The organism is Duganella vulcania (assembly GCF_009857655.1).
Lineage (GTDB): Bacteria > Pseudomonadota > Gammaproteobacteria > Burkholderiales > Burkholderiaceae_D > Rugamonas > Rugamonas vulcania.
This window is the reverse complement of record NZ_WWCX01000008.1, coordinates 54,274-68,357: the sequence shown is the minus strand read 5'-3', so window position 1 is coordinate 68,357 and position 14,084 is coordinate 54,274. Positions and strand designations below refer to the sequence as shown.

The window sequence follows — 14,084 nt, the reverse complement described above, 5'->3', positions numbered from 1 at the left end:
CTCTGCTGGCGCCCCCTTCTTTTGTGACAGAGAGAGGCATTGTAAGTAGCGGATAATACAACACTACTGAACCCAAAGTCAGCAATTTACACCTATCAAGAATTGTAACATTGCTGCATTGCACAAGTTTCAGGCAAAAAAAACCGGTGGGAACGGGGATCACCCGTTGCCACCGGCGCGAAGAAGGCTTTCGCGGACCGCTGGGATTAGCGTGGAAGTTCCGAAGAGCCCATCAAAAACTCATCGACCGCGCGCGCGCACTGGCGGCCTTCGCGGATCGCCCACACCACCAGCGACTGGCCGCGGCGCACGTCGCCGGCGGCAAACACGTTGGGGGCGGAAGTCTTGTAGCAGCCTTCGCCGTCCGTGGTGGCCTTGGCGTTGCCGCGTGCATCTTTCTCGATGCCGAATGCGTCCAGCACGTTGGCGACCGGCGACACGAAGCCCATCGCCAGCAGCACCAGGTCGGCCTTCATCTCGAATTCCGAGTTCGGCACTTCGCTCATCTTGCCGTCTTTCCACTCGACGCGGCAGGCGACCAGCTTCTCGACCTTGCCGTTCTTGCCTTCCAGGCGCTTGGTGGCCACCGCCCAGTCGCGCTCGCAGCCTTCCTCGTGCGACGAGGAGGTGCGCAGCTTGGTCGGCCAGTACGGCCACACCAGCGGCTTGTTCTCTTGCTCGGGCGGCATGGGCATCAGTTCGAACTGGGTCACCGAGGCGGCGCCGTGGCGGTTCGAGGTGCCGACGCAGTCGGAACCGGTGTCGCCGCCGCCGATCACCACCACGTGCTTGCCGGTGGCTTTCAGCTGGTCCTTGACCTTGTCGCCGGCGTTGACCTTGTTTTGCTGCGGCAGGAAGTCCATGGCGAAATGCACGCCCTTGAGCTCGCGGCCAGGCACCGGCAGGTCGCGCGGCTGCTCGGCGCCGCCGGCCAGGATCACGGCGTCGAATTCCTTCTCCAGGTCCTCGGGGAAGATGGTTTCCTTGGCCCAGTTGTTGACGTTGGCAGGGAAGTCCTTGCCGACCAGCACGCTGGTGCGGAACACCACGCCTTCGGCTTCCATCTGCTTGATGCGGCGGTCGATGTGCGACTTTTCCATCTTGAAGTCGGGGATGCCGTAGCGCAGCAGGCCGCCGACGCGGTCGCTCTTCTCGAACACGGTGACGGCGTGGCCGGCGCGCGCCAGCTGCTGCGCCGCCGCCAGGCCGGCGGGGCCGGAGCCGACCACGGCCACTTTCTTGCCGCTCTGCCGGGCGGCCGGCTGCGGCACGACCCAGCCGTGTTCCCAGCCTTCGTCAATGATCTTGTGCTCGATCGACTTGATGCCGACCGGATCGTTGTTGATGCCCAGCGTGCAGGCGGCCTCGCACGGCGCGGGGCAGATGCGGCCGGTGAACTCCGGGAAGTTGTTGGTCGAGTGCAGGGTGTCCAGCGCCTCGCGGTAGTTGCCGCGATAGACCAGGTCGTTCCAGTCCGGGATGATGTTGTTGACCGGGCAGCCCGTGTTGCAGAACGGGATGCCGCAATCCATGCAGCGCGCGCCCTGCACCTTGGCCTGTTCGTTGGTCAGGGTGATGACGAATTCGGAATAGTTTTTCAAGCGCGTAGCAGGCGGCAGATAGCTCTCGTCCTGACGCTTGAATTCCATGAAGCCGGTGATTTTACCCACGATAATTCCTTAAATATTGTTCTGTACGGTCAGCATCAGGCTGCGATCGGCTGCGCGGAGGCGGCTTCGTTCGCCACATCCTCGGCCATCTCCACCAGAGCGCGCTTGTATTCGCTCGGGAAGACCTTGACGAATTTGCCGCGGCCTTCGGCCCAGTTGTCCAGCAACAGGCGGGCACGGGTGCTGCCGGTGTGCTTGAAGTGGCGCTCGATCAGGCGCTTCAGGATCACCTCGTCCGCTTCGCGGCCGTGGTCCTTGTGCTGCACGTGCCACGTGGCGCTGTGGGCTTCCTGCTCCTTGGCGGTCAGCACCGGCTCCAGCGTCACCATCGCGGTGTTGCAGCGCGCTTCGAAATCGCCTTCCGGGTCGTACACGTAGGCGATGCCGCCCGACATGCCCGCCGCGAAGTTGCGGCCGGTGGCGCCCAGCACGACCACGGTACCGCCGGTCATGTATTCGCAACCGTGGTCGCCGGTGCCTTCGACGACGGCGGTGGCGCCCGAGTTACGCACGGCAAAACGCTCGCCGGCCACGCCGTTGAAGAAGGCTTCGCCGCTGATCGCGCCGTACAGCACGGTGTTGCCGATGATGATGTTGTTCACCGCCCAGCCGCGGAACTCGGTGTTCGGACGCACGATGATGCGGCCGCCCGACAAGCCCTTGCCGACGTAGTCGTTGCCCTCACCGACCAGGTCGATGGTGATGCCGTGCGCCAGGAAGGCGCAGGCCGACTGGCCGGCCGTGCCCTGCAGCTGGATGTGGATGGTGTCGTCCGGCAGGCCGGCGTGGCCGTAACGCTTGGCCACTTCGCCCGACAGCATGGTGCCGACGGTGCGGTTGACGTTGCGTACCGGCGAGATGAACGAGACGCGCTCGCCCTTCTCCAGCGCGGCCTTGGCTTGCGCGATCAGCTTGTGGTCGAGGGCCTTGTCCAGGCCGTGGTCCTGGTCCATCGTGTGGTAGATGGAGTCGCCGTTCGGCACTTCCGGCGAGTAGAAGATGTTGCTGAAGTCCAGGCCCTTGGCTTTCCAGTGCGTGATCGCCTTGGATTTGTCCAGCAGGTCGACGCGGCCGATCAGCTCGTCATACGTGCGGATGCCCAGTTGCGCCATCAGCTGGCGGGCTTCTTCGGCAACGAAGAAGAAGTAGTTCACCACATACTCGGGCTTGCCGGAGAACTTGGCGCGCAGCACAGGATCCTGCGTGGCGACGCCGACCGGGCAGGTGTTCAGGTGGCATTTGCGCATCATGATGCAACCCTCGACCACCAGCGGCGCGGTGGCGAAGCCGATCTCGTCGGCGCCCAGCATGGCGGCGATGACGACGTCGCGGCCGGTACGCATCTGGCCGTCGGCCTGGACGCGGATGCGGCTGCGCAGGCCGTTCAGCACCAGGGTCTGCTGCGTTTCCGCCAGGCCCAGCTCCCAAGGCGTACCGGCGTGCTTGACCGACGACAGCGGCGACGCGCCGGTGCCGCCGTCATGGCCGGCGACCACCACATGATCGGCCTTGGCCTTGGTCACGCCGGCGGCCACGGTGCCGATACCGACTTCCGACACCAGCTTGACCGAGATCGAAGCGCGCGGGTTGGCGTTCTTCAGGTCGTGGATCAGTTGGGCCAAGTCTTCGATCGAATAAATATCGTGGTGCGGCGGCGGCGAGATCAGGCCCACGCCCGGCACCGAGAAGCGCAGCGTTGCAATGTACTCGGACACTTTATGGCCCGGCAGCTGGCCGCCTTCGCCCGGCTTGGCGCCCTGCGCCATCTTGATCTGGATCTGGTCGGCCGAGTTCAGGTAAGCCGCGGTCACGCCGAAACGGCCGGACGCCACCTGCTTGATGCGCGAGCGCAGCGAATCGCCTGCCTGCAGCGGAATGTCGACCACCATCTGCTCTTTGCCCATGACCGAGGCCATGGTCTCGCCCTGCTTGATCTTGATGCCCTTCAGTTCCATCGTGTAGCGCGATGGATCCTCGCCGCCTTCGCCGGTGTTGGACTTGCCGCCGATGCGGTTCATCGCCACCGCCAGCGTGGCGTGGGCTTCGGTCGAGATCGAACCCATGGACATCGCGCCGGTCGCGAAGCGCTTGACGATTTCCTTGGCCGGCTCGACTTCGTCCAGCGGAATCGCCTTGGCCGGGTCGAGCTTGAACTCGAACAGGCCGCGCAAGGTCAGGTGACGCTTGCTCTGGTCGTTGATGATTTGCGCGTACTCTTTATAGCTGGAGAAGTTGTTGCTGCGGGTCGAATGCTGCAACTTGGCGATCGCATCCGGGGTCCACAGGTGGTCTTCGCCACGCACGCGGTAGGCGTACTCGCCGCCGGCGTCCAGGTGGTTGGCCAGCACGGGATCGTCGCCGAACGCCAGGTTGTGCAGGCGCAGCGCTTCTTCCGCCACTTCAAACACGCCGATGCCTTCCACGTTGGAAGCCGTGCCCTTGAAGTATTTGTCGACCAGCGACTTGTTCAGGCCGACTGCTTCAAAGATTTGCGCGCCGCAGTAGGACATGTAGGTCGAAATGCCCATCTTGGACATGACCTTCATCAGGCCCTTGCCGACCGCCTTGGTGTAATTGTAGACCGCCTTCTCGCCGGTCATGTCGCCCGGCATGCCCAGCGCCATCTCGACCAGCGTTTCCATCGCCAGGTAAGGGTGGATCGCTTCGGCGCCGTAGCCTGCCAGCAGCGCGAAGTGGTGGGTCTCGCGGGCCGAGCCGGTCTCGACGACCAGGCCGGTGGACGCGCGCAGGCCCTTGCTGACCAGGTGCTGGTGCACGGTCGAGGTTGCCAGCAGCGCAGGAATCGCCACGCGATCCGGGCCGACCGAACGGTCCGACACGATCAGGATGTTGTGGCCGGACTTGACCGCGTCGACCGCCTCGGCGCACAGCGATGCCAGGCAGGCTTCCACGCCGTCCTTGCCCCATGCGAGCGGATAGCAGATGTTCAGCTCATATGACTTGAACTTGCCGCCGGTATGTGCGCTGATGCTGCGCAGCCGTGCCATGTCGTCGAAGCCCAGGATAGGCTGCGACACTTCCAGGCGCATCGGCGGATTGACGTTGTTGGTGTCCAGCAGGTTCGGTTTAGGACCGATGAAGGACACCAGCGACATCACCATCGCTTCGCGGATCGGGTCGATCGGCGGGTTGGTCACCTGCGCGAACAGCTGCTTGAAATAGTTGTACAGCGGCTTGAGCTTGTTGGACATGACGGCCAGCGGCGAGTCGTTGCCCATCGAGCCGGTGGCTTCTTCGCCGGCGGCGGCCATCGGCGCCATCAGGAATTTCAGGTCTTCCTGGGTGTAGCCGAAGGCTTGCTGGCGGTCCAGCAGCGACGGCACGGCTTTTTCGCCCTGCGCCGGCGCAACGTCCTTGGCGCGGTTGTGCGCCAGCTGGCTTTCGCTCAGCTTGATTTCGTTGAGCTTGATGCGCACCGCGTTGATCCATGCCTTGTATGGCTTGGCGTTGGCGTAGGTGTCCTTGAGCTCTTTATCGTCGATGATGCGGCCCGCTTCCAGGTCGATCAGGAACATCTTGCCTGGCTGCAGGCGCCATTTCTGGATGATCTTCGATTCGGGAATCGGCAGCACGCCCGATTCCGACGCCATCACCACCAGGTCGTCGTCGGTGACGATATAGCGGGCCGGACGCAGGCCGTTGCGGTCCAGCGTGCCGCCGATGTAGCGGCCGTCGGTGAAGGCCATGGCGGCCGGGCCGTCCCACGGTTCCATCATGGCGGCGTGATATTCGTAGAACGCGCGGCGATTGTCGTCCATCGTGCCGTGATTTTCCCAGGCTTCCGGGATCATCATCATCATCGCCTGGGCGATCGGATAACCTGCCATCAGCAGCAGTTCCAGCGCGTTGTCGAAACAGGCGGTGTCCGACTGGCCTTCATAGATCAGCGGGAACAGCTTGTGCAGGTCGTCGCCCAGCACAGCGGATTTCATCACGCCTTCACGGGCGCGCATCCAGTTGAAGTTGCCTTTGACGGTGTTGATCTCGCCGTTGTGGGCGATCAGGCGGTACGGGTGGGCCAGCGGCCATTCCGGGAAGGTGTTGGTCGAGAAACGCTGGTGCACCAGCGCCAGCGCCGAGATGCAGCGCGCATCCTGCAGGTCCTTGTAGTACACGCCGACCTGGTCCGCCAGCAGCAGGCCCTTGTAGACGATGGTACGGGCCGACAGCGAGGCCACGAAGAATTCTTTGCCATGGATCAGCTTCAACGCCTGGATCGCGTGGCCGGACGATTTGCGGATCACGTACAGCTTACGTTCCAGCGCGTCGGTGACCATGATGTCGGCGCCACGGCCGATGAAGATCTGGCGGATCACCGGCTCCTTGGCGCGCACGGTCGGGGACATCGGCATGTCGCAGTCGACCGGCACGTTGCGCCAGCCCAGCACGACCTGGCCTTCGGCGCGCACTGCGCGCTCGATTTCCTGTTCGCAAGCGATGCGGGAAGCGTTTTCCTTCGGCAGGAACACCATGCCGACGCCGTACTCGCCTGGCGGCGGCAGTTCCACGCCCTGCTTGGCCATCTCATCGCGATAGTACTGGTCCGGGATCTGGATCAGGATACCGGCGCCATCGCCCATCAGCGCGTCGGCGCCCACGGCGCCCCGGTGATCGAGGTTTTTCAGGATCAACAGACCCTGTTCCACGATGGAGTGGCTCTTGTTGCCTTTGATGTGGGCGACAAAACCGACGCCGCAGGCATCGTGTTCATTGGACGGATCGTACAGACCTTGGGCTTTCATGGGCTCTCCACTGCAATTTTGACTAACGAAAAGCTAGAGTAGTGCAATGCAGCGTAAACTTCAACAATAACAATTAGGGTCGGAGTCGAATTAATTTTTCCCAAGTCGCTGAAAATTTTAATTAGGGACAGAGTGATGGCGGCTTTAAAAAAACCGCGGGATCTGGCGCTTCCCGCGGTTCTGGCTAGCTGTTCAGGCCGCTTCAGGCTTGATTTTGAACGGCCGGCCGCGCTTGGCCGGCAAGACCTGGCGCTTGACCTTGTGCTGCAACGCAGTCTTGAATTGCTCAGTGCCCAATGGCCAGCCCTTGAGCAGCGCCTTGCTGATGAGGGTGATCTCATCTTCGCTTAGCGCCGGCTCGGCCAGCGCGATGTACGCCGCCTCGCGCTGGAATGGCGTGTTGCCCAGCTCCCAGAACTTCGGATGGTCGACGATCAGGCCGTCGGAGCGCAGGCCGGCGTGGTGTGGATAGCTGGACCACGGATAATCCTCGGCCCGCCCCACCATGCCGTTGCGCACCGGATTGAACTCGATATAACGGCTGCACGACATGAAGTATTGCTCGGCGTCGATCAGCGAGGTTTTGTAGCGTCCGTTCCACAAAGTACCGCTGCGGCCGTATTTTTGGTTGAAATAGGGCACGTAGTAGCGGCCTATCCATTGCATCATCTGGCCCAGCCCGTCCGCATCGGCCGGCGTGACCAGCAAATGCAGGTGATCCGGCATCAACACATAGGCGTGCACCGCCACCTTGTAGTTTTTGGCGGCGGTGCGCAGCCAGCCGAGGAAGGCCTGGTAATCTTCGGTCTCGCGGAAGATCGGTTGGTTGTTGTTGCCGGTCTGGATAACGTGGTGCGGCTGGCCGGGGACGATCAAGCGGGGTAGACGTGCCATAAATTTCAGCAAAAGGAATCGGAAACACCGATTCTACACCACTCTGTCCCCGATTAATCAGGCGCCCAGCAAAACCGGCATGACTCTGTCCCTGTTTTTCGGTCCATTGCCGGAAAGCTGGAACACGCTGACCACGCGGGCCAGCGCCCCGCTCTGGTCCTGCAGCGCGGCGGAGGCCGCCGCCGCCTCCTCGACCAGCGCCGCGTTCTGCTGCGTCACCTGGTCCATCTGGGCGATGGCGCGGTTGATCTGCTCGATGCCGTTGGTCTGCTCGGCGCTGGCAGTGGTGATTTCGCCGATGATGTCGGTCACACGCCGCACGTTGACGACGATTTCCCGCATCGTGCTGCCGGCCTGGGCCACCAGCCGGGCGCCGCTTTCCACCTTGTCGACCGAGTTGTTGATCAACTCCTTGATTTCCTTGGCCGCGCTGGCGCTGCGCTGGGCCAGGTTGCGCACCTCGCTTGCCACCACGGCGAAGCCACGGCCCTGGTCGCCGGCGCGGGCCGCCTCCACTGCCGCGTTCAGGGCCAGGATGTTGGTCTGGAAGGCGATGCCGTCGATCACGGCGATGATGTCGACGATCTTGTGTGCCGACGTGCTGATCTCGCTCATGGTGTCGACCACCTCGTCGACCACGGTGCCGCCCTTGACCGCCACTTCGGAGGCCGACAGCGCCAACGTATGGGCCTGGCGCGAGTTGTCGCCGTTCTGCTTGACGGTGGCGGTCAGTTCTTCCATCGACGAGGCGGTCTGCTGCAGCGAGCTGGCCTGCTGTTCGGTGCGGGCCGACAAGTCGAGGTTGCCGGTGGCGATCTGGCCCGAGGCGGTGGCGATGGTGTCGGTGCCGCTGCGGACCTGGCCGACGATGTTGATCAGGCTGGCGTTCATGTCCTTCAGCGCCTGCAGCAGCACGCCGGTCTCGTCCTTGCTGCGCACGTCGATCTTGCTGCTCAAGTCGCCTGCCGCGACGGTCTGCGCCACCCGCACCGCCTTGTGGATGGGATCGGTAATCGAGTGGCCGATCATGTACGCGAACCAGGCGCCCAGCACCAGCGCGCCGGCCGTCAGCGCCAGCAGGAAGCGCTGGCCGGAGTGGTATTGCTGCTGCACTTCCGCCGCCAGCGCGCGGCCGACGCCGGCCTCGTAGTCGCCGATCTTGTGCACGCTGTCCAGGTAGGCATTGAATTGGGCTTCCAATTTGTTGTCGGCCAGGGCGCGGGCGCCGGCGATGTCGCCGCTTTTCTTGAGCTTGAACAAGGCATCGCGGCTGGCCGCATACTCCTTGCGCACGGACGCCACCGATTCCAGCAAGGCTTTTTCCTCGGTGCTGGTCAGCAGGGGTTCGAGTTGTTTCTGGATGGCGTTGACGCGCGCGCGGGTGGCGGCTGCCTTCTCGGCCAGCGCCGGAGATTCGGCGGTTTCGGTATTGCGGGCGAAGGCCAGCACGCTGACGCCGCTGATGCTGATCTGGTTATGCCATTCGGCGGTCAGGCGCTCCTTGACGCTGGCGCTGCCGACCATCTGTTCGGTCAGGTCGCCCACCGCCTGCAGCCGCCACATGCCGGCCATGGCCATGCCGACGATGAGCAACATCACCAGGCCGAAACCGCCGGCCAGGCGCATCCCAATTTTCCAATCGCTGTAGCGCATTACAATTCTCCCCAGTTTTTGTAGGTGGAAAATTCATGCTACGACAAAGCTGCACTTAGGAAACTCACAGATTTCCACAGTACAGAAATACTATTGAGTCTGACTCAAGACAAGTTGAAGCTGGCGGAGAGGCTGTAGCCCTCGCCATAGGCGCTGCGCAGGGGCAGGTCCTGGCCGAGGCCGGTGCGAGCTTTTTTGCGTAAACGATACACCAGCATGTCGACCCGGCGGCCGGCGTCCGGATCGTCGCCGCCGATGCCGGCCACGATGACCTGGCGCGGCACGGGACGGGTGTTAATCGTCAGCAAATGAAGGAAGTTGCATTCTTTCTCGGTCAGCGTGATCGCCATGCCTTGCAGCTCCAGCTGGCGGGCGCTGACGCGCAGCGTCCACTTGCTGGGCGCCGGGACGGTTTCCTGCGGGCCGACGCGGCGGTCCAGCGCCTCGATGTGGGCGGCCAGTTCAGGGAATTTGATCGGCTTGGTCAGGTAGTGGTCGGCGCCCAGGCGCAGGCCGAGGATGCGGTTGTCGAATGCGACGCGGCCGGTCAGCACCAGCAGGCCGATCTGCGGATACAACTGGCGCATCCTGGGTATCACATTGAAACCATCTTCGTCCGGCAGACCCAGATCAAGCACCACCACGCCGACATTGCCCTGGCTCAGGGCGGACCACATTTCGCTGGCGTTGTTGGTGATGTGCACTTCGTGTTCAAGCTCAGTCAAAAACTCTGCCATTTCCTCGGCATAGTCCAGATTGTCTTCCACGATGAGTATTTGCGTCATTGATGCGCCATTCGATCGATTATTGAGCAACGGTGCTCAGTCCTGCCTTGCTGCTTCAGCTTGCGTCCAAGGAATTATCACTGCTGCCACCCGACCGCGCAAGGCTTTTCCCGGCGCCAGCCGTCACGGGCAACCAAATCCGAAATTCCGCGCCGCTTTCAGAAACATTTGTTGCAGTCAGCGTGCCGCCGTGGACGTCCACCACCGCGCGCGCCATGTACAGCCCCAGGCCCGATCCGGCGACGCCGACAGCATTGCTGCCGCGGAAGGATTTGTCGAACACATGCGCCAGTTCGGCCGCCGGCACGCCGGCGCCGTGGTCGCGCACCAGGAACTCGACACCGCCCTCGCTTGCCATTTTGCCTATCAATTCTATCGGAGTATTGGCACTCGTGTACTTAATTGCATTGTCCAGCAAAATTTCCAGGCATAAGCGCATGCCGGCGGGGTCGCAGCGCATCCATTGCGGCAACGCATCGGTGCGCACGCTGACGGCGTCGCGCCGCCGCCGCGCCTGTTCCGCCACCGATTCCAGCAGCGTGGCGGGCGAGATTTCATTGGGCTGGCGCTCGCGGCCGATGCTGGCCATGCGCTCGGGCGACAGGTACTCGTCCAGCATCGCCAGCATGCGGTCGACCGCGGTCTGGATCTTGCGGTAGCGCTTGCGGGTGGCTTCGTCGTGATGGGCGCCGGTCATTTCCAGGCGCTGCACGGCGCCGTCGATGGTCGATAGCGGCGTGCGGAATTCATGCGACAGCATGGAGGCGAATTTCTTCTGCTGCGCCGCCAGCTCGCGCCGCGCGCTCAGGTCGCGCACCACGCCCACCACCGAGACGGCGGCGCCTTGCTCGTCCAGGATCAGCGTCGATTCGATTTCCACCGGCAGCAGGCGGCCGTCCGCGTGGGGCAGCTCGGTTTCGCGCAGCAGGCGAAGGCGGCTCGGGTCGCCGTTGGCGTGGCGCGCCAGCCGGGCCGGCAACTGCTGCAACAGGCCGGCGGCCAGCGCCTGCGCGGACTCCAGCGTGTAGCCGAACTGCCGTTCGGCCGCCGGGCTGAGCCAGGTCAGGCGCAGGCTGGCGCAGTCGGCCATCCAGCTGACCTCGCCGCTGTGCTGGAGCAGCAGGCGGTAGCGCTCGGCTTCCTCCTGCGACTGGCGCAGCGCCGCTTGCAGTTCAGTGACGGTCGCCACTTATTCCGCCAGCGGGGCGAAGATCTGCTGCAAATCTTCCTGGGTGAGCGCCATTTTCTGCGACTCGCCTTCGGCCAGGATGGATTGCGCCAGATCGGATTTCTTCTGCTGCAGCAGCTGGATTTTTTCCTCCAGCGTGCCCTTGGCGATCAGCTTGTAGACGAACACCGGCTTGTCCTGGCCGATGCGCCAGGCGCGGTCGGTGGCCTGGTTTTCCGCCGCCGGATTCCACCACGGATCGTAGTGGATCACGGTGTCGGCCGCCGTCAGGTTCAGGCCGACGCCGCCCGCCTTCAGGCTGATCAGGAAGATCGGCACCGCACCCTGCTGGAACGCCGCCACTTGCGCGCTGCGGTCCTTGGTCTCGCCGGTCAGCAAGGCATACGGGATATCGCGCGCTTCCAGTTCCTCCTCGATCAGCTCGAGCATACTGGTGAACTGCGAGAACACCAGGATCTTGCGGTTCTCCTCCAGCAGGTCCTCGACCATCTGCATCAGGTCGATCAGCTTGGCCGAGCCGGCCGTCTGCTTCTTCGACGGCAGCGACTTGACCAGGCGCGGATCGCAGCACACCTGGCGCAGCTTCAGCAACGCCTCCAGGATCACGATCTGGCTGCGCGCCACGCCCTTGCGGTCGATCTCCTCGCGCACCTTCTGGTCCATGGCCAGGCGCACCGTCTCGTACAGGTCGCGCTGGGCGCCGGTCAGCTCGACCTTGCGCACCATCTCGGTCTTCGGCGGCAATTCCTTGGCCACGTTGTCCTTGGTCCGGCGCAGCAGGAAGGGCTTGATGCGGCGGTTCAACAGCGCGCGCCGCAGCGGGTCGTCCTGGCGTTCGATCGGGTGGCGGAACACGGTGTTGAAACCCTTCTCGTCACCCAGCAAGCCGGGCAGCAGGAAGTGGAATTGCGACCACAACTCGCCCAGGTGGTTTTCCAGCGGCGTGCCGGACAGGCACAGCCGATGGCGCGCGCGCAACAGGCCGGCGCTTTGCGCGGCCTTGCTGCGGGTGTTCTTGATGTAGTGCGATTCGTCCAGGATGACCAGGTGGAAATCATGCTCGCGCAGTTTTTCCTCGTCGCGCGGCAGCAGCGCGTAGGTGGTCAGCACCAGGTCGGCTTCCTCGATCTGGTCGAACTGGCCCATGCGGTCCTTGCCCTGCAACAGCAGCACGCGCAGGCCGGGCGCAAAACGGGCCGCCTCCTCCTGCCAGTTGCCCATCAGGCTGGTTGGCGCGATCACCAGCGCCGGCGCGGTCAGGCGGCCGGCTTCCTTCTCGACCAGGATGTGGGCCAAGGTCTGCACGGTCTTGCCCAGGCCCATGTCATCGGCCAGGATGCCGGCAAAGCCGTATTCGCGCAGGAACTGCATCCACGACAAGCCGTCGGTCTGGTAGTCGCGCAGCGTGGCCTGCAGGCCGGCCGGCGTGGCGATGCGCTTGACGGCGCCAAACTGGTTCAGGCGCGCGCCCATTTCGCGCAGCTCGGCGCCGCCGGTCCAGTTGAGCTCGACGTTGCGGGCCAGGTCGTCCAGGCGCGCCGCGTCCAGCGTGGCCATGCGCAAGGAAGTCTTGATCTTGTCGTTGAAGTACAGCTCGCCCAGCGTGTTGAGGATGGGCTTGACGCGCCCCCACGGCAGCGCGACACGGCTGCCGTCGGGCAGCACGGCCAGCATCTGGTCCTCGTCGCCGTGCTGGGCGATGGTTTTCGGATTGAAGTCGTTCGGTGCGCTGCGGATCATCTGCACCAGCACCGGCAGCAGCGGCACGCGGTCCTGCTCGACCATGATGCCCAGTTCCAGCTCGAACCAGGCGTGGCCGCCGTCGGCCGGGTCTTCCACCACATCGGCATACCAGTCGCCGACCTCGCTCACGTCGTAGCGGTACTTGACGGTTTTCTCGACCTTCCAGCCGGCTTGCTTGAGCGCGTCGATGCCGTCGCGGGCAAAGCGTATCCATTCGGCCTGGCTTGGCAGCAACAGGCCACCCTTGACGCTGCTCAGCGGCAGCGTGACCGGCGGGTGGAAGTGGCGCTCGGTCAGCAACGACAGGGCCAGCTCCTCGGCGGCGCTGTCGCGCTGGATAATTTCGGTCACTTCGCCCTTCTGGCGCACCACGCGCTGCGACGGGTCGAAGGAAACGCGCTCGCCGTCGTAGTCGAAGGACAGCACGGCGAAGTCGTGCCAGCGTTGCAGCGAGCCGTCGGCCAGCATGGCCGCGTCCAGCGTCAGCACCGGACGCGGCTTGACGTCATCGCGCACCCGCTGCGGCAGCGGCTGCGGCAGCGGCATCAGCTGTTGCAGGCCGTGGGCCAGCAGCAGCTGCGACACGCGCATCTTGTCGTTGTTGGTCAGCAGCGGGGCTTGCGCCACCAGCGCCTGCAGGTCGGCCAGCGGGATCGCCGCGCCGCCCTGGTTCAGTTGCAGCACGCCGCAGGAAAGATTGTCGATGTACCACGGCGGATCGGTCGGCAGCATGTAGTCGACCTGGTCGGCGCCGACATGCTTGGCGTTCGGCGGCGCCTGCACCTGCCAGCCCAGCCGCAGGCCCTTGCCTTCCTCGCGCCAGGCCAGGTTGGCTTCGCGCATCACGCCGCCCTTGAGCGGGTAGACCAGGCCGTTGCCGACGTCGGCCCAGGAGTTTGCCCAAAGCAATTTATCCTGTTCGGCCAGCATGTTGAGCAGCGCCGCGCCGATCTTGCCGCGCGGTTCGGTGGCGGAGCCGGTCTGGGAATTCTGTCCGCTGCGCATTGCAACGAAGAAACGGATCAAGTCCTCGTCGCCGGGCGCGAGGAAGCTCGGCGGGGCCGACAGCAGCGAAAATATCTCGCTCACCGGGCTGGCCGCGGCGACATCGCCGTTCGAGCGCAGCCGCGCCTTGTACAGGCACAGCGCCACATGGCGGCCGCCGCTGGTGGGCGCCATCACGTAGATCAACTTGTATTGGGTCTGCTGCTTGGGATCGTTATCGACCGGCGGCGCGTTCAGTTTGGCTTTTGGATGCGCTGCGGCATCCACACGCTGCAGCCAGGTGGCTACGGCGTACGACAATTGATTCGCGGGCGGCGCAGGGCGTACGGGGGCTGCCGGGGCAGCTGGGACATCGGTGGCGTCGTCGCGGGTAAAATCCATA

The 14,084-nt window shown here is 64.0% G+C and carries 7 protein-coding genes; all 7 read right to left on the bottom strand.

Annotation, left to right across the window (positions count from 1 at the left end):
* Positions 1-206: 206 nt before the first annotated feature.
* Complete coding sequence (locus GTP90_RS08195; protein ID WP_161083039.1) at positions 207-1,670, bottom strand: glutamate synthase subunit beta; 1,464 nt, start codon at positions 1,668-1,670, stop codon at positions 207-209.
* A 35-nt stretch (positions 1,671-1,705) separates the two neighbouring features.
* A complete protein-coding gene (locus tag GTP90_RS08190; RefSeq protein ID WP_161083038.1) occupies positions 1,706-6,433 on the bottom strand; it encodes a glutamate synthase-related protein in 4,728 nt (1,575 codons plus the stop codon).
* Between the two features lie 192 nt (positions 6,434-6,625).
* Positions 6,626-7,327, bottom strand: a complete 702-nt coding sequence (locus GTP90_RS08185) for an REP-associated tyrosine transposase (protein WP_161083037.1) — start codon at positions 7,325-7,327, stop codon at positions 6,626-6,628.
* A 57-nt stretch (positions 7,328-7,384) separates the two neighbouring features.
* The gene (locus tag GTP90_RS08180) at positions 7,385-8,980 is read right to left on the bottom strand and encodes a methyl-accepting chemotaxis protein (RefSeq protein ID WP_161083036.1); all 1,596 of its coding nucleotides are present in this window, start codon (positions 8,978-8,980) and stop codon (positions 7,385-7,387) included.
* Positions 8,981-9,084: 104 nt separating this feature from the next.
* On the bottom strand, positions 9,085-9,765 hold the full coding sequence (locus GTP90_RS08175) for a response regulator transcription factor (protein WP_117012214.1): 681 nt from the start codon (positions 9,763-9,765) through the stop codon (positions 9,085-9,087).
* A gap of 55 nt (positions 9,766-9,820) precedes the next feature.
* Positions 9,821-10,954 (bottom strand): PAS domain-containing sensor histidine kinase, encoded by a 1,134-nt coding sequence (locus GTP90_RS08170; protein WP_161083035.1) that lies wholly within the window; start codon positions 10,952-10,954, stop codon positions 9,821-9,823.
* On the bottom strand, positions 10,955-14,083 hold the full coding sequence (locus tag GTP90_RS08165) for a DEAD/DEAH box helicase (protein WP_161083034.1): 3,129 nt from the start codon (positions 14,081-14,083) through the stop codon (positions 10,955-10,957). It lies immediately after the preceding gene.
* Between the last annotated feature and the right edge of the window lies 1 nt (position 14,084).

Excerpts from the sequence above, each read along its gene's own strand:
- GTP90_RS08190 (WP_161083038.1), bottom strand. The coding sequence starts at position 6,433 with ATGAAAGCCCAAGGTCTGTACGATCCGTCCAATGAACACGATGCCTGC.
- GTP90_RS08185 (WP_161083037.1), bottom strand. The coding sequence starts at position 7,327 with ATGGCACGTCTACCCCGCTTGATCGTCCCCGGCCAGCCGCACCACGTT.
- GTP90_RS08180 (WP_161083036.1), bottom strand. The coding sequence starts at position 8,980 with ATGCGCTACAGCGATTGGAAAATTGGGATGCGCCTGGCCGGCGGTTTC.
- GTP90_RS08175 (WP_117012214.1), bottom strand. The coding sequence starts at position 9,765 with ATGACGCAAATACTCATCGTGGAAGACAATCTGGACTATGCCGAGGAA.
- GTP90_RS08165 (WP_161083034.1), bottom strand. The coding sequence starts at position 14,083 with ATGGATTTTACCCGCGACGACGCCACCGATGTCCCAGCTGCCCCGGCA.